The sequence below is a fragment of the Pantoea sp. ABR1s genome (genome assembly GCF_057812235.1).
The window spans coordinates 229,540-253,831 of record NZ_JBSZSY010000004.1 but is presented as its reverse complement, the minus strand read 5'-3'; the positions used below and the strand labels follow the sequence as shown (position 1 = coordinate 253,831).

Genomic DNA, 24,292 nt, shown 5'->3' with positions numbered 1-24,292 from the left:
TCGTTTCAGCCTGATATGTACTGGAATAAATTAGTGGCGGTACGTAATTAATTCGGGAGTAGTCTGTCAACTCGCGGCGGTCCTGATAATTAATTTGCCTGAGGGCAAAACGACGGATTGATAAGCGTGCCGATCTTTACCCTGCGTCTTATAGCGAAATAAGCTAGTTGATTATATAGTTACAACATACATTGTGTTTGGTTATTAACCCCAAACTTCACAATTGTGCGGCCAATGCTTATCAACGCGAAGCCTCTGTGCCAGATTCTGACGATTAGCCGGGTAAAACCTGACCCGTTTTTACCCGGTAAGAAGTCATTACATTTAAAAAAGCCTTACCTGTCAGCGAGTAACCTTAATAAGCGTAGCGGTATTCATGGCGTGGCTGTTAATCCTCACTAAGCTTGTGAAGCAACCCTTTAAATAGAGGGAGATATTCCATTCGGTAGCTCGTCGCAATGTCGTCATGAGGCTTATATGAGTCAAAATTACTGCACCATTATCTACAATGGTGAACGGTTAAAAGGGTTAGCTGATCAACCGCTAATCGATTTTCTGGATGCTCAAGGGAAAAAACTACCTCATGTCTGTTACCACCCGGCGTTGCCGCCACTGCAAAGTTGTGATGTCTGCTGGGTAGATGCCAACGGCGAGCGGGTTCGCGGCTGCACGCTCCGCACTGAAGAGGGGCTGGAGGTGCAGAGTGAAGGCAGTGCGCTTAAGGCCGCGCAGCAGGAGGGAATGGATCGGCTGCTCAATCGTCATGAGCTTTACTGTACCGTCTGTGAACACAATACCGGTGACTGCACGCTGCATAATGCCGTGGCTGATATGCACATTCCGATTCAGTACTATCCTCATGAGCCCAAGCCCTACGCAAAAGATCATTCCAATCCGTTTTACACCTACGATCCTGACCAGTGCATCTTATGCGGTCGCTGTGTCGAAGCGTGTCAGAATGTCGAGGTCAATGAGACGCTGTCGATTGACTACACCCAGACGCATCCTCGCGTGCTCTGGGATGGCGGAACGGAAATCGCCGGTTCCAGTTGCGTCAGCTGCGGACATTGCGTCACAGTTTGCCCGTGCAATGCGCTGCTCGAAAAAACCATGCAGCCCGATGCGGGTCCGTTCACTGCGATGGATGAAGGGCTGAAGCGTCCGCTGATCGACTTTGTTAAAACGCTTGAAAACAGCATCGGCATGGAGCCGATTACCGGCGTTTCGAAAATCGATGTGGCGCTGCGCCAGTCTGAGATCAAACGCACCAAAACCGTCTGCACCTATTGCGGTGTGGGCTGCAGCTTTGAGATCTGGACCCGCGACCGCCATATCCTGAAAGTTCAGCCGGTCGCCGAAGCCCCAGCCAACGGCATCTCGACCTGCGTTAAAGGTAAGTTCGGCTGGGACTTCGTCAACAGCCCGGAGCGCCTGACTACGCCGTTGATCCGCGAGCATGGTCGTTTCCGGCCCGCCAGCTGGGATGAAGCTTTGCAGCGGGTAGCCGAAGGATTACAGGGTATCGCTCAGAATTATGGAGGCGATGCGATTGGCTTTATCGGCTCCAGCAAGGCCAGCAATGAAGAAGCCTATCTGACCCAAAAAATCGCCCGTTTAATTTTCGGCACCAACAACGTTGATAACTCCTCGCGTTATTGTCAGAACCCGGCCACAGAAGGGCTGTTCCGCACGGTGGGCTACGGCGGAGATGCCGGGACGATTGAGGATCTGCAGCAGACCGATTTGATTGTGCTGGTCGGTAGCAACCTTGCTGAGAACCATCCGGTCATTGCTTCTCACATCAAACAAAGCCACAAACATCGCGGTCAGAAACTTCTGGTCGTTGATCCGCGCCGTCATGAAATGGCGGAACGTGCTGACTGCTATCTGCGCATCCGACCGGGTACTGACCTGGTCTGGGCCTCGGCGATGGCAAAATATATGTTCGATCACGGTTATGCGGATGAGGCTTTTCTGGCCCAGCGGGTCAACCAGGTTGATGAGTACCGCGCCTCACTCGCTCCCTTTACGCTGGCCTTTGCCAGTGAGACATGTGGACTGAGTGAATCAGAACTGATTGAAGCAGCGGAAATGATCGGCCAGGCGGGCAGCGCCTGTGTGTTGTGGGCGATGGGAATTACCCAGCACAGCCACGGGGCAGACACCAGTACGGCGCTGTCGAACCTGCTGCTGGTCACCGGCAACTATGGCCGGCCTGGCACCGGCGGTTATCCGATGCGCGGACACAACAACGTACAGGGCGCCAGCGACTTTGGCTGCCTCAGTAATCTCTATCCCGGCTATGAAAAAGTCACTGACCCAGCGGTGCGCGAAAAATGGGCGCGCGCCTGGGGCGTCTCGCCTGAAGCGCTTTCCGATCAGCCTGGTGCAGATAATTTTAAAATGGTGCAGCAGGCCGGTGAAGGCAAAATTCGTGCGATGTATATCACCGGTGAAGAGACAGCGTTTGCGGATGCCGATGCCACTTCGGTGCATTCCGCCTTCAGCAAGCTGGAATTTATGGTGGTACAGGACATTTTCATGTCACGCACTGCCGAATTTGCCGATGTGGTGCTGCCCGGTGCGCCCAGCGTGGAGAAAGAGGGTACGTTTGTGAACACCGAGCGGCGGATACAGCACTTTTCACCCGCTATGAAGCCGCTGGGTGATTGTCGGCCCGACTGGGAGATCTTTACCGATCTCGCCGCCCGTCTCGGTCATCCGTGGCATTACCCGAACCCAGGCGCGATTATGGCGGAAGCGGCAGGCATCGCAGAGATTTTCGCGGGTGTCAGCTATGAGCAACTGGTCGGCTGGCAGTCCCAGCTCTGGCCCGTCAGCGCCGCAGGCGAAAGCACGCCGCTTCTCTATACAGAACGATTTAATTTCCCGGATGGCAAAGCGCGACTCTATCCGCTGAGCTGGCAACCGCCCGCGGAGCAGGAGGATTCACAGTATAATCTGCTGCTGAATAATGGCCGGATGCTGGAGCATTTCCAGTCGATAAATCAGACCGGGCAGGGTGGCCGCATGATGTCGCTGTCGCCTAATGCCTTTGTTGAGATCTCACCGGAGCTGGCCGCCGAGCGCGCGCTGAACGAAGGAGAGTGGGTACGCATTACCTCGCGGCGCGGATCGCTGGATGTGCCTGTTGTGATCACTGAGCGTGTGGCAGGCAACGTGCTGTTTATGCCGATTCATCATGGCAAAGATGGCGTCAACGCCCTGACCGGCGAACATCACGATCCCGACGTCAACACACCGGCTTATAAAGAGATTGCCGTAAATATGAAGCGTGTCGATCGCCGGTCTCAGCCTAATCCGGTGCCACTACACAATTTCCGTCACGGCAGTCGTACGCCACTGGATCACCTGCCGATAGAGCAAAAATGGCAGCAGGCAGGCTATCGGGAACCGCCTGAACATGTCGAAAAACCGGAGAAATTCTAATGGCAGAACGGATGAAATATCAGGTCCCGCCAACACGCACTGAGCCGACCGCCCGGGAGGCGATGGATGAGCTAATCGAAAATCTTCACCAGCACGGTTTTCTGCGGCTGGCGAACGACTTGGTTAAATCAAATAGCGAGGTGGGGAAAATCCTGGTCTCAGGCCTTAATCAGCCGGGTACGCAGAACGCGCTACAGAATCTCTCGCTACTGATGATGACGCTGGGCAGCGTGCCGCCAGAACGGTTTAATCATCTGCTGTTGGCCGTTCGCGATGCCGCGATGGCCGTTAAACCAGCGCGCGATGGGGCCCGTCAGGATAAAGCCGCGCCGGGCATCCGCGGCATTATCCGGTTACTCAATGATGAGGATCTGTGGCGCGGACTTCGCCCCATCTTCGCGGCGCTTGAAGTCTTCTCACAACAGATTGACCGTGAAGAGCAGAAGCCGATTACCCGCTTCAGTGGCAAGCCCACACGGGAGTAGTTCAGCCTGCGATCGTTCAGGATTGCGTGGGGGTGTAGATCAGATGACCGGCTACACCGCCCGCGCCGCCATCTTTTGGATGATTGATACCATCGGATACCGGGACATCGGTGAAATCAAACGGCGAAATCCCCTCAAGGCAGGCGACATTCACCCCGAACTGATCGGGCTGTGAGCGGCTCTGATGAAAGGTGTAAATGCCGCAAACGGAACAGAAGTAGTGGCCCACCTCTTTGCTGTTGAAACGATACTCTGTGAGCTGCGCTTCACCGCGGGTCAGCTCCACTTTTGTCGCAAATACCACCACCGCGCCGCGCATCCGGCAAAACGAGCAGTTGCAGCGGCGCACCGTATTAAATCCATCCTTCAGCGTCACCCGGTACGCCACCGCGCCACAGTGGCATTGTGCTGTCATTTCATTTTGCATCGTGATCTCCTGTGTAGTGAAACCAGCCAGCTTTCAGCCTACGCCAAAGCCTGGGATTTGGCAGCATCGGGTGCGGATTTGTCGACCATTAGCACAGCCAGGGCAGGGTGCGTTCATCGGGTTCGTCTGCGACACGATTTATTTAATCACCCCGTATCAGACAGTAATAAGCGTCATCTCTTCCGCTTCAAACGCCTCAAGCAGTTCTTTATCGAGCTTCTCTTCCACGACGAGCGTTGAAATTTCACGGCATTTCGCCACGCTGAATCGCGCTACGGCAGGGATTTTATCCGCTGTCAGCCCGACAATGACCTGATTGCTTTGCGCCATGGCAACTTTCTTGAATTCGCAATCCGCATAGTTAAAACCGGTCAGACCGGCCTCCGGACTCATGGCACAGCCGCCAATAAACGCCTGATCAAACAGAATCCCCTGGATCTGGTTGATCGCGGTTTGCCCGACCGCGCCGCCGGTGCTCTTCTGTATCTGCCCGCCCAGCATAATCACCTCCGCAGCAGGATGGTTGATCAGTAGCGCAGCAATATCGGGTGCATTGGTGACGACGGTGATATTCAAATCTGGTGATAGCGCCTGTGCCAGCGCCAGATTGGTTGTACCGGCATCAATAAAGATGCAGCTATTGGCTTTCACCAGGCTGGCACAGCGCTGCGCGATCAGGGCTTTTGCTGCGTGATCGTGAGATTTGCGACTGACAAAACTGCCCGCTTCGTGCAGCTGTAACACCGCACCGCCATAGACCTTTTTACATAAACCCTCTTTACTGAGTTCATGGAGATCGCGGCGGATTGTGTGCTCTGACACGGCCAATTGCCTTGCAAGGTCAGCGCAGACCACCCGTCCTTTGTCCTGCAATATCTCACGAATCAGCGCTTGTCGCTGCTGCGGGAAAGCTGCATAATCGAGCATATAAACCTCAAAATATTCACAATCGAGCTATAGTGAGCATAATCGTTCACTGCCGGGCAGGGAGTCAATAGCGATCTCTCAGTCCTGTCAGCTCTCCACGACATCCCTCAAAGGAATGCAATGGCTAATAACGTCTCTTCCACGCTGGCAACACGCATCATCTTTTTTATAGCCGGATTTATAACCGCGACCTGGGCGGTGATTGTGCCTTTCGCCCGCGGGAATACCGGCGTTAATGAGGCGCAACTCGGCACCTTGCTGCTTTGTCTTGGCGTCGGTGCGCTGATTGCGATGCCGGTGACGGGCTGGCTGACCAGCCGCTTTGGCTGCCGCCGGGTGATTCTGGTCGCTGTCGCGCTGGTCATCATCAGTACGCCATGGCTGTCGGTGCTCAGCGACCCGCTGTTGCTGGCGCTGGCGTTGCTGGTTTTTGGCGTCGGCATCGGTGTGACCGACTGCGCCATGAACATCCAGGCGATTCTGGTGGAGAAGCAGGCGGCAAAGCCAGTCATGTCAGGCTTTCACGGCATGTACAGCGTGGGCGGGATTGCCGGGGCGGGCTTTATGACGCTGCTGCTGGCGATGGGTTTTAGCGTGCTGACCGGCTGTTTGCTGGCGGTCGCGGCGGTGATTATCATGACGCTGGTCAGCGCACCGGGCTTACTGACCTACGCGAACCCCGCTGAAGGCCCGGTATTTGCTGTTCCGCGCGGCAGCGTACTGATTATCGGCATCATCTGCTTTGCCGTCTTCCTGACCGAAGGCACCGTGCTGGACTGGAGTGCTGTCTATCTGACCGACGTCCGGGCCATTCCGGCGTCACTGGGTGGGCTGGGCTATACCTGCTTTGCCATTGCGATGACGGTGGCGCGTCTGACCGGGGACCGGATTATCTCATCGCTGGGACGTTTACCGGTTGTGCTGGGCGGCGCACTGGTTGCCGCGGCTGGCATGGCAATGGTGACCTTTATCGCCTCCTGGCCGCTGGCGTTGCTGGGCTACACCCTTATCGGCGCAGGCTGCGCCAATATCGTGCCGGTAATGTTCTCCGCCGCCGGACGTCAGACGGTGATGCCGCAGGCGGTCGCCGTGCCTGCCATTACTACTCTGGGTTACCTGGGGGTACTGAGCGGGCCAGCCGTGATTGGCTACGTGGCGCATTACACGCATCTCGCTTTCTCGTTTTCACTGATTATGGCGCTGATGCTGGTTGTCGGTGCGGTCTCTCTGACCCTGGATCTGGGCCGTAGCCGCGCGGGGGAGAATGCATAAAATTACCCAGTCCGCGCTCCTGACAGAATTTCATTGAACGGGGCGCGGAGTCATCTTCAGGAGGAACGGAAGCGGCGTGCCATTACTCTCCCAGCCTGACCCAGCGGCGGCCTGCCAGCACCGTCAGCGCCACGATGGTGATGCCCGCAGCCAGATGCATAGAAAAATCGATGGCGTGCAGATGGGTATCGTGGCACAACGACAGCAGCATCGATGAGGTAAACGCACTGCCGCAGCCGCTCAGCGCCAGACTGCGCGCCGGATAGAGGGATCGGGTGCGCTGCAGGGCGAACACGGACATCAGCATCATCGGGACACTGGCCGACAGCATAAACAGATAGCAGTGCATCCCTTCACCCAACCGGTTCGCGCCCGATGGCGGTGCTGAAGATGACATATTGATCAGATTCAGAACCAGCCACATCATCGCCATCAGCAGCGGCCAGCGCAGGCTGATCGGTTTTCTGCCTGCAATACTCAGCGTAAAGGCTGCCGCCAGCGTGCTGCCCGCGATGATGAGTGACAGCAGCAGGGCAACCAGCGCGAAAAACGCGCCAGGCTGCGACCAGTCAGTGAAACGGCTGTGAAATGCCCAGCTGGTCAGCGCGCCACAGGGCAGGGCAAGGGCAATCCAGCCCGCAACGCGCCAGGCGGTGGGCCAGACGCGCTGCACCGGCTGGGCAGACGCGCTGAGCTGATTAATTAACTGGTCATGATTTCTCATGATGACCCCGCCCATATTTACGAAGGTTGACCATTGCGCGATGCAACAGAGATTTAACCGCAGAGAGCGACTGATTGGTTTCAGCTGCTGCCTGCGCCAGGCTCTGCTCACGCAGATGCACGGATTCGACGATCTCCCGCTGGCGCTGCGGAAGGTTATCCAGATAACCGGAGAGGATATCCGTATCGGCTGAGGACTCTGCACTTGCAGCGGGTTGTCGTTGCAGCTCTTCCTCATCCTGTACTTCCTGGCGACGGCCGCGATGGCGCAGCGCATCAATGGCCCGGGCAGAGGCGATGGCAGCAACCCAGGGGAGTATCGGACGCTGCGGATCGTAAGTATGCCGCACCCGATGAATCGCCAGCAGCGTCTCCTGAATGACATCCTCAACCAGTCCCTCATCACGTATTTTTTTGCATACCAATGCCCGGATGGCCGGAACCATCGCTTTCAGTAACTGGTTATAGGCAGCTCTGTCACCCGCCTGCGCCCTGGCCATTAATGCTGGCCACTGCTGTGCGCGTTGATCAGTTTCTGGCATCGATCATCAGCAGTTCAGCACGCTGTCGCCGCGCCCTGACCACGCGCCAGGCCATCGTTTCATCAGTAATCTCAGGATTTATTTCCTTTTTCTGTTGCCTGATCCAGCGCTGAAATCACAATGCCAGGCGTCAGCACCTGCGGCAGTACCTCAGGTTTACCGCCGTCTGCCGGATAGACCACGTAGAGCGGTAATCCACCGCGTCCGAAATCGCTCAGCGCCTGTTCAACATCGGGATTATATTTGGTGGAATCCGCGACCATATAAATGGTGTTGGTTCGCGCCATCGCCGCTTTTACCGCCTGCGTTGAAAGTGAAGTACGATCGTTAACCTGGCAGGTAATACACCATGATGCGGTAAAGTTCACCAGTATTGGCTTGCCCTGACCTTTGATGGCATCAACGTTCTGAGGCGACCACGCCACAGCGGCGGCAGCCTGTGAGGCTGTTGCTGTTTCAGCCGGAGCCTCGGCAAACCTGTTCAGGTTCAGTAACGGCGCCACGACCAGCGCCAGGAAGAATGCGGTCGCCACATGCAGCACCCAATGACGCTGTCCCATCATACGGCGTTTCTGCGCCATGCCATACAGCCAGGCGGCGAAACTAAACAGTAAACAGCAGGCCAGAATGGCAGCCAGCGCCGCCGATCCCGCCTGACGTTCAAGTACCCAGATCAGCCAGCCCACCGCGCCCAGCATGGGAAACGCCAGCCCCTGCTTTAACGTGATCATCCAGGCACCCGGTTTTGGCAAAATTCGCGCCAGCACCGGGAAGAATGAGATGAGAGTGAAGGGCGCAGCAAAGCCCAGCGCCAGTGAAATAAAGATCACCAGACTGATTAGCGGAGGCTGGGTAAGCGCATAGCCTACCGCGCTGGCCATAAAGGGCGCGCTGCAGGGCGTGGCGACAATGATGGCCAGCGCGCCAGTCAGAGCTGAACCGACTAAACCACCGCGATCGCCTCCCACTTCGCCAACCCGCTGTACTGATAATCCTACTTCAAACAGACCGAGCAGGTTCAGTGCCGACCCAAGCATCACCAGAATCAGCGCGGCGATGACCAGCGGCGATTGCAGCTGGAATCCCCAGCCCACCGAGGCACCGCCCGCCCTGGCCAGCAACAGAACCGCGGTCAGAGCGACCATCGTCACGACTACGCCCAGCAAAAAGGCCAGGCCTTCGGCTCTGGCGTGGGAAGGTGATTCGTGATGGCGGATCAGGCTCAGTGCTTTCAGCGAGATCACCGGAAACACGCAGGGCATGAGGTTCAGAATAATGCCGCCCAGGAAGGCGGCTGCAATCGCAGTCAGCATGATGTACCTGCTCTGAAGATGAAGTTATGCCGGATTGGCCTGGCGGTATTTTTTAACGGCATCCATCGCTTTCTGGATATGCGTATCAGGATTTTTATCGGTGAAGCTCAGCAGGATTTTGCCATCGGGCGCAATCACGTAAGAGGTACGGTCTGAGAGTTTCTGACCTTTCATCTCCATAGTGCTCTTATATTCTGCCGCCACTTTGGCACCGGGATCGGCTGCGACGGTAAATTTGTCACGGCATTCAAGCTGCGAGAATTTCGCAATCTGATCGGTATTGCCCGCCGTCACGCCAATGACGGTCGCACCCTGCTTTTTAAATTCATCGGTCGCTTCAGCAAAATCGTGTGCTTCCAGCGTACAGCCTGCACTGAAAGCAGCAGGGAAGAAGTAGAGGACAACCGGGCCTTTCTGCAGCGCCTGTTGCAATGAGAAGGTGGTCGATTTACCGGCCAGCGCGGCTTCCAGTTTAAAGTCCGGCGCTTTTTCACCGACCTGTAACGCTGCAAAAGCAGATGTTGCCGGAACACTCAGTGCCAGCAGCGTAGCGACGGCCAGGTTTTTCAGGGTGTTTTTCATTGGCTTTACTCTCTCCATTGACGAACAGACGGAGTTGTCTGACGTCCCTGATAACAGGTTCGTTTAAAAATGGAAAAAGTTGCGCGGTTGAGGAATTTTTTTCGTGTTTTTTTTATGGTGCTTCACCAGCCGTCCTTTATCAGAACCCTCATTTTGAGCTGAATCGTATAAAGCTAATGTCAGCAAATTTCACCTGGTTCGCTGTAGTTATTCCTCTCTGGCCGTAATCACTGTGATTTGGCCCACAATAATAGGGCTAACTCACTGCCTTTTCTCAACAGGTGAGCATCATCACGTTTATCTTCAGTCCCATTAAGTAAATTTCCCTTACGGAATGAAAAAACGATTCAGCCAATGGGATGACTTATGAAGATTAAACTGGCGTTAACGGTACTGGCAGTGCTGGTTTCAGGCTCTGCAGCGGCGAAAACCTGGGTGCTGACGAGTGCTGAACAGGGCACTGAGCAAGGAAACTGGAAGATTTCCAGCAGTGAGCTGAAGTTTCAGGGCAAACCGTTCAGCATCGAGCAGAAAGTCCTGCATGGCGGCAAGCAGGAAGGCAGTAAAATTCTGACGATCCGCAGTGAGGATGGCCTGACGATTACGCTAAGCCCGACACGTGGCATGAACTTACTGCGTGTTGAAGGCTTTGGCACCCGCATGGGCTGGGATTCACCAGTTAAAGAGGTCGTCAATCCTGCCTACATCAATCTTGAGAGCCGCAACGGTCTGGGCTGGCTGGATGGTTTCAACGAGATGATGGTGCGTTGCGGCTACGAATGGACCGGTCATCCGGTCACCGATGAAGGCCGAATCTATACGCTGCACGGTAAAGCGGGGAATACGCCGGTTTCTCAGCTGGAAGTTGAAGTGGCAGATGCGGCACCACACGAAATTCGTATTCGCGGCCTGATTAAAGAGAGCACCTTTAAGAAAGCTGATTTGCAGACCATGACCGAACTGCGTTATGTGCCAGGCAGCAACAGTTTCAGCCTGCATGATGTGTTAACCAACCACGCCGACTATCCGCACGATTACCAGATCATTTATCACAGCAACTTCGGCAAACCGATTCTGGAAGAGGGCGCACGCTTCCTGGCGCCGATGTCCGGCATCAGCCCGTTCAATGACTACGCGAAAGCCGGGTTAAAAGAGTGGCAGACCTATAAAGGTCCGACCAAAGACTTCGATGAGATGGTGTTCAACATCAAGCCACTTTCAGACAGCAATCATCAGACCGTCGCTGCGGTGATAAATAAAGCGGGCAACAGCGGCGCATCCATTCAGTTCGATACGCGTCAGCTCCCGATGCTGACCTTATGGAAAAATACCGACACCCTGAAACAGGGCTACGTGACCGGTATCGAACCTGGTACCAGTTATGCCTATCCGGTCACCATTGAACGTGAACAAAAACGCGTGAAGCAGCTGCAACCGGGTGCCAGTACGGCATTTGATCTGACTTACACCTTGCTGCACAGCAGCGAGCAGGTTAATGACGTTGAGAAACGCATTAAGGGCATTCAGGGCGACACCAAGATTGATGTAAGCGAGACGCCGATAGCGAAAGAGTAACGACCCATCATAACCCCAGCTAAATTGTTGGGGTTTTTAGTTTACAGGTCAGCGTTCCGTCACGGGATGACAACACAAATGCGGGAAAGAGGCAAAGATCTGCGCAGGATACTGGCGATGCTATAAGGTCGCGGGGTTGGTCAACGCAAAGTTACACGCAGGTAAACATCCGGCAAACCTGTGGAAGGGTGTTAAGCCGAAAGTTGATAGAGAAGAGTAACTCTGAAATACTAACAGTTAATAACTGATAGTAATTCAGCGGGAGAGGAATCATGCCAACCAGCGTAGCACTCAGTCCTTATTTCGAAGCGTTCATCCGCGAACAGATTGAAAGCGGGCGATATAACAACACCAGTGAAGTGATCCGTGCGGGCCTCAGGGCACTGGAAGAACGGGAGCAGCAGATGAAACTTGATGCTCTGCAAACAGCGGTCAGCGCAGGTATAAACAGCGGCGAAAGCAAAAACGCGGAAGAGGTATTTGGTCGCCTGTCGCAAAAATATCGGCGGCAGGCCGAAGGTGGTAAAGCGTAATGAAACTGGGTATTTCGCCTCTGGCAGAACAGGATATGGAGGCCATCGGTGATTATATCGCGCAGGATAACCCGGTGCGCGCGGTGAGCTTTACGTAAGAACTATACCAGCAATGCTTGCTGATAGCCGAGTCGCCGGTTATCTACAAAGAAAGACCGGAACTGGGACAGAGCGTCAGAAGTTGTACTTACGGGTGCTGGGCGATGTCCAGGATCAGCATATCAGTGAGCTTAAGGGCAATTCCAAGGCGGTTATGTCTGCCCCGGCGCTGATTAACAAAATCCAGATCGCGCTCATCAAGATGAAAATACCTCGCCAGCTGAACCTCATTTGGCTCGGCGGCATAACAACCCATCATCATTTGTACCAAAATGGATAGACTCGGGCGCAATACCGCTGACATGATCCATATCGTTGACGCCTGCCATAAAAAAGGGATCGCCATCCGGTTTCTGGAGAATGGCCTCAGTACGGAAGGAACGATGAGGAAAATGGTCATTCAGATTCTGGCCGCCGTGGCAGAGGCCGAGCGGGAACGTATTCTGGAACGAACACGACGGTTTACAACTGAAAATATTGAAAATGGCTACTGGCATCAACGGAAAGAGTAAACAAAACCCTCGTTTTCTTTACTCGCCTGATCTGCTCAAAAAACACACTTAGCGTACAGTTACATACCGTTGGGCACCAAATTCCTTTACCATATCCTCTTATCCCATATAATAACTAATGGGATTTAAATTAAGAGGAGTTTTTATATGGCTATACCCGTTTATCTTTGGCTCTATGATGATGCCGGAAATCTGATAAAAGGTTCTGTTGATGTTTCTGGTCGTGAGCATAGCATTGAAACTGTTGCTTTGCGTCATATGATAGAACTACCAACTGATAATAACACTGGGAAAATTACTGGAACAAGAGTTCATGAGCCAATTAGTTTTGATAAAGAAATAGACTCTTCTTCAACTTATTTATATAAAGCATTAACTACTGGTAAAAATCTAAAGTTAGCAGAGTTTAAATATTACCGCATTAATAATTCTGGTCAAGAAGAACACTATTTCTCTATTATTTTAGAAAAGGTTAAAGTCGAATCCATTACATCTCTAATGTATGATATTAAAGATAATTACGGTGAAAACAAAAATCATCTTGAATGCGTTGATTTAGGGTATGAAAAAATCACATGGCATTACACCGATGGTAATATTATTCACTCTGATAGCTGGAAAGAAAGAGCAGCGTAAATAAAAGGAGTTAGCTATGACATGGACTTATAAACAAAGTACAGGTGAACTTTTTCATAATGGTTCTTTTATTGAAAAGGGTTATTCTGGTCGCATGACTAATAAAAATAATCCAGATCGTCAACAAGTGAAAGGATTGGGACCATTACCTCAAGGAACTTATCGTATTTCAGGACAATCGAGATCCAAAGGCCCAATGACTATTATACTTGTTCAAACATTCGGTAACACTTTTGGTAGAAGCGCTTTCCGTATACACGGTGAAAGAGTTCATGGTGTTCCGGGGTGGGCTTCTGAAGGTTGTATCATCATGGGGCCGGGAACACGTAGACGCATCCTTGACTCAAATGATACTCGTCTGGAAGTGGTAAGATGAGGCGCTTTAATACTGCTACATTAGCATTATTATTTTCATTTGCCAGCCATGCTATGGCGACGAACCCTTTGAATTTAGATATTGTTATTAATAGTGTTAGTAGAGGTGATCATAAAGCGTTAAATGATGTCCCATCATTAACTGAAAAAATTAGCATCGAAAAAAGCAATGATTTAAGAAATGCGCTTTCTCATTCACTTATCATATCCACACCTGAAACACTTGATGCTTTGAATGTAATTGATAAAAATATTTCTGAAAAAGGTCATTCTTTTTTAAGGGATAAGTTCGGAACTGACTCTATTTGTTCTTATGTTATTGATAGTAACAAATATGATAGAGAGTCATTTTTTAAATATTATTCAAAAGCCAGGTTAAATCTTGAAAAAATTGGTGGTAAAGGTAAGTCCTGTCTTGATTTAATGAATTCGTCAGTAGAGGAAATAACCTACGAAGAAAAACAGGGTAAAATGAAATGGGGTGTTGATAAATACGTTTTTGATTGAATAAAAGCCCCAAAAGGGGCTTTCGTATTACGCTTCACGTAGTTTATGAACAAACTCAGGTTTACGCGTCGATGACGCGCAACAGCTTCAACGCCGCACCTGCCGGAGTTCTTAACCCCTATTCCCACGACTGAACGAGAGAAGAGCTAACCCCGATCAGAGGGGGGCGAGAGCCAACCGTACATATTTATATATATCAGTCAGTTACTTCATTAACTTGGTTTTTACATCATTGACCGTTAAACCCCAAGTCCGTATAGAGAGGTTGCTACATGGTTCGCGGGATATTATCACGCTGTGCTCTGAACAGGAGGCGTCGGGAAGCTCTCGCTGAGCAGGGTGCTCCCGTACACGTCAGAGCGTGCCGTCCGTAGTAATCATCCAATAAATAATCTTGCAGATTAGTTGCGATACATCCTCCTGTGTCTGAAGTGAAAATCCGAAGGAGGGTGAATTGAGATTACTTAGGCTACCTGAGTACATGTGTGATACGTTATTTAACATAAGATAGATTATGCGCACTTAAGGCAAGGCGGTAACATAGAGGCTAAAGCTCTAATCTAACCTTATCCGGGCGCTTCAGACAACCTGCTGAAGCCCCTTGTATGAGTATGACGGCCTCTGGTGATGAATTTTCACGATCAATAAAGCCGTCGCCTCACCACCACTGTATCTCTCACGGCGATCGGTTCAGGATAGACAGCGGCGATCATCGCTGGTTTAAGAAACGCGGTTCAGCCTGCACGCTGTTGCTCTCAACCCGTCGCGCCCTGACAAACTGCGAATCGACAGCCTCTATCACTGCGGCAATGAAGTCTCGTGCAGATGTCGCCACAAAACCTTGCCAGCATCAGAGACGCTGGATGAAAAAGCGTTGCCCGCTGATACCGCGCTGTTGCTGATTCATCTGCTCAATCCATGGGGCGCGGCGCATTTACGGCGCGTGAACGAAGACAATATTGATCTGAACCGTAACTTTATCGATTTCAGTCAGCCACCTCCTGCTAACCCGGATTATGCACAGTGGCACGGTATTTATCATGGCGACCGTGCCAGCGCCGATCGGCAACTGGCCGACGCACTCGAGGGCGCAGGCTGGCAGGCGGTTAAACGTGTCACAGAAGCCGGACAGTATACTTTTGCTGACGGCTTTTTTTTCGGCGGTGAGAAGCCCTGCTGGTCACACCTTACGATGGCGGCGATCGTTGACCAGCATCTCTCTGTAGCGAAAACCATCATCAGCTTTGACCTTCATACCGGGGCTGGCGCATGGGGGCATCCGATGCTGCTCTCTATTGCGGAGCAGCGTTATCCGGCGCATGACTGGGGCAAAGTCATTTACGGTGAGTGGCTGACCTTATTATTTACTGGCGCCGGACGTGACAGCGTAACTGGTGTGACAGCAACGGCAACCGGCTATCTGTCGCACTATCTGCTGACGTCGCTGGCTGACACCCGGATTTTGCCTCTGGTGGTGGAATGCGGGACTTACGAGGGTCAGGATATGCATCAGCGGGTGCGTGAAGATCACTGGCTGCACCTCTATGGCGATCCTGCCAGTGAGGGCGGCCATGTGATAAAGCAGCAACTGGTCGAGGGGTTCTGGCCAGAAGATGCGGACTGGCGTGCATTGGTGGCTTTCCGCACGCAGCAAATCTTTCTGCGCGGCTGGCGTGCCCTTGCAGACACGCCATGATGTCATAGTCTGCCGTAAAAGGTCATACGCGCGGTTTCTGACAACGCAATATCCGGCTGCGTATTGTAAGCCAGCACGGCCAGCATACGGGTGACCTCGCCTTCAGTTGGGGTCACACGGTGCAGGGAATTACGGCCGCGAAACAGCACCAGATCCCCGGCATCTATCTCCAGCGCGTCAACGGTCTGGCGTTCTTCCAGCACTGCGTCGACACCGGCAAAGTTCATCTCACCGGCATCGGCATCCCGCAGATCTTTCACATACTGAAACACGCCGCCCGCCAGCGGTTTCTGCACCAGTAAGGTGATGGCAAATGAGGAGTTGTCGAAGTGCCAGCCCAGCTCCTGGCCGTGTGATGCATAGTGCAGGTTGATCGAGGAAAGCGGGTCAGCATAGGGATAGAGCGCTTTTTCACCCAGCACATCGCACAGGAAATGTTTGAACAGCTCATCATTATAAAGCTGGCGCAGCGGCGAGTCGGCAGCGATAACATCATCAGTGATGCAGCCTTTGGTGCTGATCACATCCCTGTTACGCGGATGCTCAGCACTGAAAGCGTGATCAGGTTTCATCAGATAGACATTGTGCTTGCTGCGGGTGTGATAAGCCTGGTGACGTTGTGCATTGCCCTCTTCGATGATCGCCTCTAAAGCGTGTGGTTTTAAAAACTGACGCAGTACCAGCGCGCCGGACTGGTTTAACTGCTCACGACAACGTTGACGCCAGCCATGATCGGCCAGTGGATGAAGATCGAGACGGACAAGGGAACCAGACATAGCAACAATTCTCATGATGAGCAGGTGTGATGTTACTCTACCGGTCGCCTGCAACGCCGCGTAACGATAAAAACTTAATGCCCTGATAAGGAAGAGTTAATGCCTGCCCAATTGCCAAGGTTGCCAAAGATCAGTGTCATACAGTCATTTAAAGTGGCTGCCGAACTGGGCAGCCTGGCAAAAGCGGCCGCTCAACTGGCCTTAACCCCGGCGGCAGTCAGTCAGCAGATTCGCCAGCTGGAGGAGCAACTCGGCAGCGCCCTGTTTTTACGTACGCAGAGCGGCGTGATGCTGACCGAAACCGGAAAAGAGTATCTGCGCTATGTCACTGAGGCGTTTGATATTCTGCATCTCGGTCAGCAAAACATCCGCCATGCGGCCAGCGCGCCAAAACTCACCGTTTACACATTACCGGCGCTGGCGTCCAAATGGCTGTTGCCCCAGCTGGCGAGCTGGCGCGACCATTGCCCGAATATCGATCTCTCGTTACACGGTACGCATTCTCAGGTCGATTTCACCGCGATGCCCGCCGATTTTGTGATCTGCTTTGGTGAGGATCGTTACCCGCAGTCAGATAAGCTGAAGTTGTTTCATGATGACGTACTGCCGGTGGCCAGTCCTGCTCTGTTACATCGCTTTACGCCGGAAACAATCTTAAGCCAGGCGCCGCTGATCCACCTCGACTGGGGTAATGAAGGCCGCTTTCTGCCGGACTGGCGAAGCTGGTTTCAGGCTAAAGGCATGGACGAACCTCTGCCGCAGCCCGCGTTCAGCTTTAATCTGACCTCGCTGGCGATTGATGCGGCTGTCGCGGGAGCTGGTGTGCTGCTGGGGCAGCGACGCCTTATCGCGGCGGAACTGGCACGGGGCGATCTGGTGGTAGTGGATGATTTTTGCCTGCCGCTGAGCAAACCCTATTACCTTGTCTGGCCGCAACGCACCCTGAGCCAGCCAGGCAGTGAGGCGATGATCAGCTGGTTAAGCCAACTGGGCGCGAGCTGCGAATAGCCCTTCGCCGTGATCGGACTCGCCTGCGTCCGCCAGTCTGAAACCATCAGCGGGCACAGGGTCAGATTATCACTGCGCCACCAGGCGATCAGGTGTCATCATCTTTCCGCATTATCCTCAACAATCACCGCCACGCGTTGCCCTGCACGTACAGCGCTGCCTGGCTGCACGCTGACCTGCTGAACAATGCCGTCGCACGGCGCCAGAAGAGGGATCTCCATCTTCATCGACTCCAGCACCACCAGTGTATCGCCTTCCCGCACCCGGCTGCCCGCCGTCGCCTGCACCTGCCATAAATTGCCGGAAACCGGGCTTTCAACCCCCTGCTCGCCCGGCTGCAGCGGCGCGTCGCCGCCTTCATCGGCCACACTTTCCTGGCTGTCGAAATGGGCCTGCCCGCTGGCGATCCAGCGGTCACGTTCCGCATTGAATGCGGCTTGCTGGTGATCGCGAAACCGACCGATACTCTGCGCTTCACGGGCGAGGAAATCCTGATATTCCGCCAGCCGCAGCGTGCTGTGCTCGATGCGCAGCGGATAGCGACCGAGGGGAAAATCGCGGCGAATCTGCAACAGCTCACTGGCCGGGACCGGATAAAAACGAATCTGATCGAAAAAGCGCAGCAGCCAGGGTTTACCGCCAAAATCAGCGACTTCATGATACCGGTTCCACATCTGCAGCGTGCGGCCGACAAACTGATAGCCGCCTGGCCCCTCCATGCCATACACACACAGATAGGCACCGCCGATGCCAACCGAGTTTTCCGCCGTCCAGGTGCGGGCCGGATTATATTTTGTCGTCACCAGCCGATGACGGGGATCCAGCGGCGTGGCGACCGGCGCGCCGAGGTAGACATCGCCCAGCCCCATCACCAGATAGCTGGCTTCAAAGACCGTGTTCCAGACAGCCTGCTCATCCGGCAGATCGTTTATACGGCGGATAAATTCAAGATTACTCGGGCACCACGGCGCATCCTGCCGCACGGTGGTCATATATTTTTCGATGGCCTTCTGACAGGCCGGATCGTCCCAGGAGAGCGGCAGATGCACCACGCGTGTGGGAACCTGAAGGTCATCACTCATGCAGACCCTCTCCCACTCACCGCGCACCCACATCAGCAGCACGTCGGGCGTCAGCGTCTCCGGCTGAAAGTGGATTTGCAGCGAGCGGATCCCCGGCGTGATATCAATAATGCCGTTGCGGGATTGCGCTTCCAGCGCCTGCATCAACGCATGAATGCGAAAACGTAACACCAGATCCAATTCCGGCTCGCCAGCCTCCAGCAGCAGATGGGTATCGCCAGAGAGGCGCGCCACCAGGCGTTTATCCTCTGCGCCGCAGGTCATCACGATGGGCGAAATCAGCGGCGCAGGCTGCCAGTCTGTTTCCTGTGGCTGGAGCGTGGTCAGCTCGGTGCGTCGGCCCTCTGCCAGTCGGCGGGCGGTGGGGATATCCACCGCGACAAACTGTACTTTGTCACCGGCTTTGAGCTGTCCCAGTTGCCAGAGGTCCGCCTCGATTACCGTCACCGGGCAGACGAACCCGCCAAGGCTCGGGCCATCCGGCCCCAGAATCACCGGCATATCACCGGTAAAATCGACCGCGCCGATCGCGTACGGGTTGTCATGAATGTTTGAGGGGTGCAGCCCTGCTTCACCACCGCTATCGCGGGTCCAGATTGGCTTTGGCCCGATCAGGCGAACGCCGGTGCGGCTGGAGTTAAAATGCACTTCCCATTCTGTGGCAAAAAACGTCTCGATATACTCCGGCGCAAAAAACTCAGGCGCACCGTGCGGACCATAAATGACGCGCAGCGTGCGCACCGTGGCAAGCTCTGTTTGCAGTCCGACGGGCAGTTCCGATCCGGTTGCGCTCGCAGAACGCGGAGCGAGATGCAGCACGTCACCGCTACGCAGTGCCCGTCCGGCATGTCCGCCAAACTGACCAAGGGTAAAGGTGCTTTTGCTGCCTAAATAGTCCGGCACCTGAATGCCGCCGCTCAGACAGAGATAACTTCTGACGCCCGCGCCACTTATCGCGCCCAGCTTCAGCGTTGCCCCGGCCGGAATGGTAAAAACAGAATTCATTGACTGTCCGACGCCATCCAATGTGACAGTGAGCGGCGCGCCAGAGATCACCGCCTGAATCTCAGTGTTAAATTTCAGGGTGGGTCCATTCAGGGTGATTTCCAGCGCGGCGTCACCCTCCTCATTGCCCAGCAGACGGTTGCCCAGACGCAGTGCGCGATCGTCCATCGGCCCCGATGGCGGCACGCCTACCGCCCAGTATCCCAGACGTCCGGGATAGTCCTGAACGCTGGTCTGGGTTCCGGCACTCACCACTTCAACCGTTGCCGCCTGATAGGCGAGTTGCTCCAGGCAGCGGGTCCAGGGTTCGCCAGCCGTAAAAGGCGAGAAGGCCAGAATCTGCAACAGATAGAGGCGATTGGTTTCGACGCCATAGAAACGGGTCTCCGCCAGCGCCTGTGCCAGGGTGGCGATGGCTTCCTCGCGAGTGGGGCGCCAGGTGATAACTTTTGCCAGCATCGGGTCGAAGAATGGCGGGACTTCACAGCCGGCTTCCACCCAGCGGTCAATACGCAGGGTTTTACCGTCGGCTGCCGGAAAGAGGACTTGGGTTAACAGCCCTGGCGAAGGCTGGAACTGCCGCCCCGGATCTTCCGCATAAATTCGCGCCTGCACGGCATGGCCCTGAGGATTCAGCGCGGCGGCTAACGCGTGAAGCGGAGGAAGATCGCCTGCTGCCAGCTCAATCATCCACTGCACCAGGTCAACACCCCACACCTGCTCCGTGACGCCATGTTCAACCTGCAGCCGGGTATTCACTTCAAGAAAATAGAACTGCTGCGCTACGCTGTCATAGACAAACTCAACCGTTCCGGCGCTGCGATAGTTCACCGCTTTTCCCAGCGCGATAGCCGCCGCGCATAAAGCCTCCGCCATACCTGCGGGCAGATTCGGCGCTGGCGTCTCTTCGATCACTTTCTGGTTACGCCGCTGTACCGAGCAGTCGCGTACGCCCAGCGCGATTACCTCGCCCTTGCCGTCACCGAAAATCTGCACTTCAAGATGACGGGCGCGTTCGATATATTTTTCGAGAAATACTCCGGCATCGCTGAAGTTGTTCTGGCCGAGGCGCTGGACCGTTTCAAACGCCTCTGACAGCGCATTCGCATCACGACAGACGCGCATACCGATGCCACCTCCGCCCGCGGTGCTTTTGAGCATTACCGGATAGCCGACCCTCTCTGCGGCGCGGCGGGCTTCGCTGATATCCGCCAGCAGTTCACTGCCTTCCAGCAACGGCACCCCTTCGGCTTCCGCCAGCGCGCGGGCCGTGTGTTTCAGGCCAAAAGTCCGCAACTGCTGCGGTGTGGGGCCGACAAAAATCAGACCGGCAGCCTCGCACGCCTCAGCAAAGGCGGCGTTTTCCGAAAGGAAACCGTAGCCAGGATGAATCGCTTTCGCCCCGCTCTGCTGCGCGGCGGCGATGATCTTTTCCGTTACCAGATAGGTTTGTGCAGCCGGGCCTTCGCCAAGGCTTAGCGCCACATCCGCCTCGCGGATATGTAAACTGCTCAGGTCGGCTTCAGAGTAAACGGCGACCCCTTTCACCTGCATGGCACGCAGCGTGCGCAGGATGCGACAGGCGATAGCACCGCGATTAGCAATCAGTAAGGTATCAAACATAAGCGAACTCTCAGGGATGCGGGTCGTCCCGCAAAATTCGATATTCCCTGGGGCCGTCCCCGGGGCTGACCGGCACGTAACAGGCGTGCGCCGGTGATGTGTTGAGAGGTCTGGCGCAAAAGGCTGAGAAACTCAGCCCTGCTTGTCGCCATGGCAACGCTGGCTCAGTTCCACACCAGCACTTCGGCGGGCGTCGGGTTCCAGCCGTTACAGGGGTTATTCAGCTGCGGGCAGTTGGAGATCAGCACCATCACATTGCATTCGGCTACCAGCTCAACGTATTTACCGGGTGCGGATAGCCCGTCTTCAAAGGTCAGACCGCCTTCCGGCGTGACCGGAACGTTCATGAAAAAGTTGATGTTGGCACCGATATCACGTTTGTGAAGGCGGCCATCGTGCAGGCAGGCGCAGAGAAAGTTATCCCGACAGCTGTGCATGTAGCGCTTATCCTGGGCATAGCGCACGGTGTTGCTCTCCTGCGAGCAGGCTCCGCCCAGGGTATCGTGACGACCGCAGGTGTCGGCGACGATAGTCAGCAGCGGATTGCCGAGATTCGAATAGAGCACGCTGCCGGTGGTCAGATAGACGTTTCCCTGACGACGCAGCGTGCGCTGAGGATCGTAGCGTTCCCGCGGGTTATCGCTGTTGTAAAACAGGGTATCAATTGCCTGATTCCCTTCGAGGTCGAGGAGGCCCAGCGTCTGCCCTTTTTTCACTTCGAACAGCCACGGTTCGCCTGCCGGTATCACGTGGCGATAGACGGCATCTTCAGGACGACGATCAGAGTTAATAAGGGTCATCGCAGCCTCCTTACAGGGCAAAAAGTTGGGTGTTATGAAGCGCGCGCTGGTTTTCACCGCGCGTGACCATCGCTTCGCTGACGGCCTGCATATCGTCGGCCTGATACCAGCTCAGCTGAACCGGTCGCGGGAGATAGTCAGCGGCGGGATCCTGCGGATGTGGCAGCGCGGTCAGCACCATCAGCACGTCCATGGGTGCGTACAGTTCAGTGAAATCGCCGGCGCGGCTGTTGCACGCGCTGAACCGGAAGCGGCCCTTCTCATCAACCGTGACCTTGCTGAAAAAGTTGACGACCATCAGCAGATCCTCCAAGCCCAGATCCCATTTGCCCATCTCAACCAGCAGATTATCTGTGCCGTTGCGGTAGAAGCCGTTGCGCAGCTCCTGATAGCGTCCGGCTCCATACTTATCGCGCGCTTCCGCCGCGTTGAGAACGCCGCCAAACGGGTCGTGCCAGCCGCAGCTATCCGCCACGATCGCGGCCAGTACGCGTCCCATGTCGGAGTAGAAACAGTGCCCGGTGGTCAGGCGAGCCGTATGCTGGCCTTTCAGGGTATCCGGCAGATTCAGGCGTTCACTTTTCTCGTGGGGATTGAGCATCATCATGCTGACGTTCGCGCCGCCCTCGATGTCGGTCAGGCGCAGGATTTGCCCTTTGCGCAAAATCAGCGAGGTGTGCCCTCCGCCAGGCAGCTGCTCTTCGCGCAGGCTCGGAGCTGAATGAAAAAGTGCGGTCATTGAGCGGTCTCCTTGAAGGGATAAATGTTGTTTTTGTTGCGGGTTGCCAGCTGCGACAGCCGCGTTTCATTAAGCGGGATGTCGTAAGTGATACGCGCGCCCCAGGCATTGGGGGCCTGAGGATCGATGCGCACTTTGTCGAAAACCAGCAGCCGGGTGCCAAGATTGAAGCCTTCGGCAAGGTCGTGAGTGACCATAAACACCGTCATGCGGGTTTCGCTCCAGAGCTGGAGCAGCAGCGCATGCATATCTTTGCGGATGCCGGGGTCCAGCGCGCCGAAGGGCTCATCCAGCAGCAGTACGCGCGGCTGCATCACAAAAGCCTGCGCAATGGCCAGCCGCTGCTGCATCCCTCCCGAAAGCTGCGCCGGATATTTATCGAGCGAATGGCCCAGCCCGACTTTCTCCAGCATCTGTTTTGCCTGCTCACGGGCATGGCGTTTTCGGGTGCCAAACAGCCGGCCAGTAAACGGTGAAGCCGGAAGTTCGAGGCCAATGGCGACGTTATCCAGCACGTTGAGATGAGGAAAAACCGAATAACGCTGAAACACCACGCCACGGCTGCGATCGGGTTCCGCGCGCAGCTGTTCGCCATCCAGCGTGATCGATCCCCGTGTCGGCTTTTCCTGACCCAGCAGCAGGCGTAAAAACGTCGACTTACCACAGCCGGACGCCCCCACCAGCGAGCAGAATTCACCTTCTTTGACCTGCAGATTGATGCGTTCCAGCACCACGTGGTCGCCATACTCCTGCCAGATATTTTTGATATCGATAAAACTCATTCCCGGCCTCCTTCCGCCCAGGGGAAACAGGCTTTGTGCAATTGACGCAGCGCGAGATCCATCAGCCACGCCAGCAGCGTGATCCAGATGACATAGGGAATGATCACATCCATCGCCATATAGCGACGAACCAGGAAAATGCGATAGCCCAGTCCGGCGGTTGCGGAAATCGCCTCGGCGGAGATCAGAAAGAGCCATGCGGATCCCAGCAACAGGCGCAGCGAGGTGATCAGCCGCGACAAGAGCTGCGGCAGCACAACCCGCAGCACCACCGTCCAGCTGTTCGCCCCCAGGGTTTGTGCTTTGATAAACAGCTCTGCGGGGATTTCCCGCGCCCGATGTTCAAGGTCGCGCGCCAGCATCGGCGTAATCCCGATAACAATCAGCATCACTTTTGACAGCTCATCCAGCCCGAAGACGATAAACAGCATCGGCAGGAGCGCCAGCGGCGGGATCATCGACACCACGGTCATAAAGGGTGACAGCGCCGCGCGACTCATCGGGAAGACGCCCGCAGCAACACCGATGCAGAGACCAATCAGTGAAGAGATCGCCAGGCCAGTCAGCAGACGGCTTAAGCTAATCCACGTATCCGCCCACAGCAGATATTCGCCGCTGCGCTTGTCCGGCGTGAAGGCCATCCGATCAATGGCGGCGATCATCTGTGACAGGCCGGGCAGCAGTTTGTCGTGTGGGTTGGCTTCAAGACGCACCGCCGAACTGATAAACCAGACGGCGATCAGCAGCACAAAAGGTAATAGCATCAGCGTCAGGCGCATTCCCTGCCGGGGATAGCGGTTGATGTGGCGCATGGCAAATACTC

The 24,292-nt window shown here is 54.9% G+C and carries 22 protein-coding genes and 3 pseudogenes; 12 read left to right on the top strand and 13 right to left on the bottom strand.

Translation table 11 applies throughout. From position 1 onward, the window contains the following. Positions 1–477: 477 nt before the first annotated feature. Together fdhF and ACXKZD_RS22355 are read left to right on the top strand one after the other, a co-directional pair. Entirely contained in the window at positions 478–3,450 is a 2,973-nt protein-coding gene (gene fdhF, locus ACXKZD_RS22360; protein ID WP_488982345.1) for a formate dehydrogenase subunit alpha, read from the top strand. Continuing rightward, entirely contained in the window at positions 3,450–3,935 is a 486-nt protein-coding gene (locus ACXKZD_RS22355; protein WP_488982344.1) for a helical membrane plugin domain-containing protein, read from the top strand. The genes fdhF and ACXKZD_RS22355 overlap by 1 nt, the downstream gene beginning before the upstream one ends. A 16-nt stretch (positions 3,936–3,951) precedes the next feature. Here ACXKZD_RS22355 and ACXKZD_RS22350 read toward each other — a convergent pair whose 3' ends face one another. Then, a complete protein-coding gene (locus ACXKZD_RS22350; protein ID WP_157353072.1) occupies positions 3,952–4,362 on the bottom strand; it encodes a GFA family protein in 411 nt (136 codons plus the stop codon). A 156-nt stretch (positions 4,363–4,518) separates the two neighbouring features. After that, positions 4,519–5,289 carry a DeoR/GlpR family DNA-binding transcription regulator gene (locus ACXKZD_RS22345; protein WP_488982343.1) on the bottom strand — a complete coding sequence of 257 codons (771 nt, stop codon included), beginning with the start codon at positions 5,287–5,289 and terminating at the stop codon, positions 4,519–4,521. Positions 5,290–5,409: 120 nt separating this feature from the next. Here ACXKZD_RS22345 and ACXKZD_RS22340 point away from each other — a divergent pair, with 120 nt between their 5' ends. Next, a complete protein-coding gene (locus tag ACXKZD_RS22340) occupies positions 5,410–6,561 on the top strand; it encodes an MFS transporter (protein WP_182505388.1) in 1,152 nt (383 codons plus the stop codon). A gap of 82 nt (positions 6,562–6,643) precedes the next feature. On the opposite strand, the gene ACXKZD_RS22335 is transcribed toward ACXKZD_RS22340, so the two are convergent. From ACXKZD_RS22335 to ACXKZD_RS22320, 4 genes are all read right to left on the bottom strand, one after another. Next, positions 6,644–7,285, bottom strand: coding sequence for an NrsF family protein (locus tag ACXKZD_RS22335; protein WP_010247152.1), 642 nt, complete (start codon positions 7,283–7,285; stop codon positions 6,644–6,646). Then, a complete protein-coding gene (locus ACXKZD_RS22330) occupies positions 7,272–7,826 on the bottom strand; it encodes a sigma-70 family RNA polymerase sigma factor (protein ID WP_022624309.1) in 555 nt (184 codons plus the stop codon). The genes ACXKZD_RS22335 and ACXKZD_RS22330 overlap by 14 nt, the downstream gene beginning before the upstream one ends. 71 nt (positions 7,827–7,897) lie before the next feature. Beyond that, positions 7,898–9,139, bottom strand: a complete 1,242-nt coding sequence (locus ACXKZD_RS22325) for a protein-disulfide reductase DsbD family protein (protein ID WP_061902190.1) — start codon at positions 9,137–9,139, stop codon at positions 7,898–7,900. Between the two features lie 24 nt (positions 9,140–9,163). After that, on the bottom strand, positions 9,164–9,721 hold the full coding sequence (locus tag ACXKZD_RS22320) for a peroxiredoxin (RefSeq protein ID WP_010247149.1): 558 nt from the start codon (positions 9,719–9,721) through the stop codon (positions 9,164–9,166). Positions 9,722–10,087: 366 nt separating this feature from the next. Between ACXKZD_RS22320 and ACXKZD_RS22315 the strand changes: the two genes are divergently transcribed. From ACXKZD_RS22315 to ACXKZD_RS22305, 3 genes and pseudogenes are all read left to right on the top strand, one after another. Continuing rightward, a complete protein-coding gene (locus ACXKZD_RS22315) occupies positions 10,088–11,296 on the top strand; it encodes an aldose 1-epimerase family protein (RefSeq protein WP_033760398.1) in 1,209 nt (402 codons plus the stop codon). A 272-nt stretch (positions 11,297–11,568) separates the two neighbouring features. Further along, the gene (locus ACXKZD_RS22310; protein WP_010670343.1) at positions 11,569–11,829 is read left to right on the top strand and encodes a type II toxin-antitoxin system ParD family antitoxin; all 261 of its coding nucleotides are present in this window, start codon (positions 11,569–11,571) and stop codon (positions 11,827–11,829) included. Beyond that, positions 11,829–12,023 (top strand): annotated as a pseudogene (locus ACXKZD_RS22305) (type II toxin-antitoxin system RelE/ParE family toxin); the annotation flags it as partial. The gene ACXKZD_RS22310 and the pseudogene ACXKZD_RS22305, both read left to right, overlap by 1 nt. 29 nt (positions 12,024–12,052) lie before the next feature. Here the strand turns inward: ACXKZD_RS22305 and ACXKZD_RS22300 are convergent. Then, a pseudogene (locus tag ACXKZD_RS22300) lies at positions 12,053–12,190 on the bottom strand (DUF4158 domain-containing protein); the annotation flags it as partial. Here ACXKZD_RS22300 and ACXKZD_RS22295 point away from each other — a divergent pair. The 5 genes and pseudogenes from ACXKZD_RS22295 to ACXKZD_RS22275 all read left to right on the top strand — a co-directional run. Beyond that, a pseudogene (locus tag ACXKZD_RS22295) lies at positions 12,183–12,383 on the top strand (recombinase family protein); the annotation flags it as partial. The pseudogenes ACXKZD_RS22300 and ACXKZD_RS22295 overlap by 8 nt on opposite strands. 204 nt (positions 12,384–12,587) lie before the next feature. After that, a complete protein-coding gene (gene tssD / locus ACXKZD_RS22290) occupies positions 12,588–13,076 on the top strand; it encodes a type VI secretion system tube protein TssD (protein ID WP_033760401.1) in 489 nt (162 codons plus the stop codon). Positions 13,077–13,092: 16 nt separating this feature from the next. Further along, positions 13,093–13,452: a tlde1 domain-containing protein gene (locus ACXKZD_RS22285; RefSeq protein WP_072014617.1), complete on the top strand. Its 360-nt coding sequence runs from the start codon at positions 13,093–13,095 to the stop codon at positions 13,450–13,452. Then, positions 13,449–13,958 carry a hypothetical protein gene (locus ACXKZD_RS22280; RefSeq protein WP_033760404.1) on the top strand — a complete coding sequence of 170 codons (510 nt, stop codon included), beginning with the start codon at positions 13,449–13,451 and terminating at the stop codon, positions 13,956–13,958. The genes ACXKZD_RS22285 and ACXKZD_RS22280 overlap by 4 nt, the downstream gene beginning before the upstream one ends. Positions 13,959–14,799: 841 nt before the next feature. Beyond that, entirely contained in the window at positions 14,800–15,654 is an 855-nt protein-coding gene (locus ACXKZD_RS22275; RefSeq protein WP_244638581.1) for a DUF2817 domain-containing protein, read from the top strand. A gap of 2 nt (positions 15,655–15,656) precedes the next feature. Here ACXKZD_RS22275 and ACXKZD_RS22270 read toward each other — a convergent pair whose 3' ends face one another. Further along, entirely contained in the window at positions 15,657–16,430 is a 774-nt protein-coding gene (locus ACXKZD_RS22270; RefSeq protein WP_033760407.1) for a HalD/BesD family halogenase, read from the bottom strand. 99 nt (positions 16,431–16,529) lie between these two features. On the opposite strand from ACXKZD_RS22270, the gene ACXKZD_RS22265 reads away from it, so the two are divergent. Then, complete coding sequence (locus ACXKZD_RS22265) at positions 16,530–17,438, top strand: LysR substrate-binding domain-containing protein (RefSeq protein ID WP_400369056.1); 909 nt, start codon at positions 16,530–16,532, stop codon at positions 17,436–17,438. Positions 17,439–17,536: 98 nt separating this feature from the next. On the opposite strand, the gene uca is transcribed toward ACXKZD_RS22265, so the two are convergent. The 5 genes from uca to ACXKZD_RS22240 all read right to left on the bottom strand — a co-directional run bounded on the left by uca (position 17,537) and on the right by ACXKZD_RS22240 (position 24,281). Next, on the bottom strand, positions 17,537–21,148 hold the full coding sequence (uca, locus tag ACXKZD_RS22260; RefSeq protein ID WP_488982342.1) for an urea carboxylase: 3,612 nt from the start codon (positions 21,146–21,148) through the stop codon (positions 17,537–17,539). 164 nt (positions 21,149–21,312) lie between these two features. After that, on the bottom strand, positions 21,313–21,948 hold the full coding sequence (locus ACXKZD_RS22255) for an urea amidolyase associated protein UAAP2 (protein ID WP_033760417.1): 636 nt from the start codon (positions 21,946–21,948) through the stop codon (positions 21,313–21,315). 10 nt (positions 21,949–21,958) lie between these two features. Further along, positions 21,959–22,687, bottom strand: a complete 729-nt coding sequence (locus ACXKZD_RS22250) for an urea amidolyase associated protein UAAP1 (protein WP_033760420.1) — start codon at positions 22,685–22,687, stop codon at positions 21,959–21,961. Next, entirely contained in the window at positions 22,684–23,469 is a 786-nt protein-coding gene (locus ACXKZD_RS22245) for an ABC transporter ATP-binding protein (RefSeq protein ID WP_033760427.1), read from the bottom strand. Before ACXKZD_RS22245 ends, ACXKZD_RS22250 begins: the two co-directional genes overlap by 4 nt. Continuing rightward, positions 23,466–24,281 (bottom strand): ABC transporter permease, encoded by an 816-nt coding sequence (locus ACXKZD_RS22240; RefSeq protein WP_010247123.1) that lies wholly within the window; start codon positions 24,279–24,281, stop codon positions 23,466–23,468. Before ACXKZD_RS22240 ends, ACXKZD_RS22245 begins: the two co-directional genes overlap by 4 nt. Positions 24,282–24,292: the final 11 nt, after the last annotated feature.

What these genes read in the sequence shown, in the direction of transcription:
- fdhF (WP_488982345.1), top strand. Translation starts at nt 478, where the DNA reads ATGAGTCAAAATTACTGCACCATTATCTACAATGGTGAACGGTTAAAA.
- uca (WP_488982342.1), bottom strand. Translation starts at nt 21,148, where the DNA reads ATGTTTGATACCTTACTGATTGCTAATCGCGGTGCTATCGCCTGTCGC.
- ACXKZD_RS22285 (WP_072014617.1), top strand. Translation starts at nt 13,093, where the DNA reads ATGACATGGACTTATAAACAAAGTACAGGTGAACTTTTTCATAATGGT.
- ACXKZD_RS22355 (WP_488982344.1), top strand. Translation starts at nt 3,450, where the DNA reads ATGGCAGAACGGATGAAATATCAGGTCCCGCCAACACGCACTGAGCCG.
- ACXKZD_RS22270 (WP_033760407.1), bottom strand. Translation starts at nt 16,430, where the DNA reads ATGTCTGGTTCCCTTGTCCGTCTCGATCTTCATCCACTGGCCGATCAT.
- ACXKZD_RS22255 (WP_033760417.1), bottom strand. Translation starts at nt 21,948, where the DNA reads ATGACCCTTATTAACTCTGATCGTCGTCCTGAAGATGCCGTCTATCGC.
- ACXKZD_RS22265 (WP_400369056.1), top strand. Translation starts at nt 16,530, where the DNA reads ATGCCTGCCCAATTGCCAAGGTTGCCAAAGATCAGTGTCATACAGTCA.
- tssD (WP_033760401.1), top strand. Translation starts at nt 12,588, where the DNA reads ATGGCTATACCCGTTTATCTTTGGCTCTATGATGATGCCGGAAATCTG.
- ACXKZD_RS22320 (WP_010247149.1), bottom strand. Translation starts at nt 9,721, where the DNA reads ATGAAAAACACCCTGAAAAACCTGGCCGTCGCTACGCTGCTGGCACTG.
- ACXKZD_RS22310 (WP_010670343.1), top strand. Translation starts at nt 11,569, where the DNA reads ATGCCAACCAGCGTAGCACTCAGTCCTTATTTCGAAGCGTTCATCCGC.
- ACXKZD_RS22245 (WP_033760427.1), bottom strand. Translation starts at nt 23,469, where the DNA reads ATGAGTTTTATCGATATCAAAAATATCTGGCAGGAGTATGGCGACCAC.
- ACXKZD_RS22250 (WP_033760420.1), bottom strand. Translation starts at nt 22,687, where the DNA reads ATGACCGCACTTTTTCATTCAGCTCCGAGCCTGCGCGAAGAGCAGCTG.
- ACXKZD_RS22280 (WP_033760404.1), top strand. Translation starts at nt 13,449, where the DNA reads ATGAGGCGCTTTAATACTGCTACATTAGCATTATTATTTTCATTTGCC.
- ACXKZD_RS22240 (WP_010247123.1), bottom strand. Translation starts at nt 24,281, where the DNA reads ATGCGCCACATCAACCGCTATCCCCGGCAGGGAATGCGCCTGACGCTG.
- ACXKZD_RS22345 (WP_488982343.1), bottom strand. Translation starts at nt 5,289, where the DNA reads ATGCTCGATTATGCAGCTTTCCCGCAGCAGCGACAAGCGCTGATTCGT.
- ACXKZD_RS22350 (WP_157353072.1), bottom strand. Translation starts at nt 4,362, where the DNA reads ATGCAAAATGAAATGACAGCACAATGCCACTGTGGCGCGGTGGCGTAC.
- ACXKZD_RS22325 (WP_061902190.1), bottom strand. Translation starts at nt 9,139, where the DNA reads ATGCTGACTGCGATTGCAGCCGCCTTCCTGGGCGGCATTATTCTGAAC.
- ACXKZD_RS22335 (WP_010247152.1), bottom strand. Translation starts at nt 7,285, where the DNA reads ATGAGAAATCATGACCAGTTAATTAATCAGCTCAGCGCGTCTGCCCAG.
- ACXKZD_RS22330 (WP_022624309.1), bottom strand. Translation starts at nt 7,826, where the DNA reads ATGCCAGAAACTGATCAACGCGCACAGCAGTGGCCAGCATTAATGGCC.
- ACXKZD_RS22315 (WP_033760398.1), top strand. Translation starts at nt 10,088, where the DNA reads ATGAAGATTAAACTGGCGTTAACGGTACTGGCAGTGCTGGTTTCAGGC.
- ACXKZD_RS22340 (WP_182505388.1), top strand. Translation starts at nt 5,410, where the DNA reads ATGGCTAATAACGTCTCTTCCACGCTGGCAACACGCATCATCTTTTTT.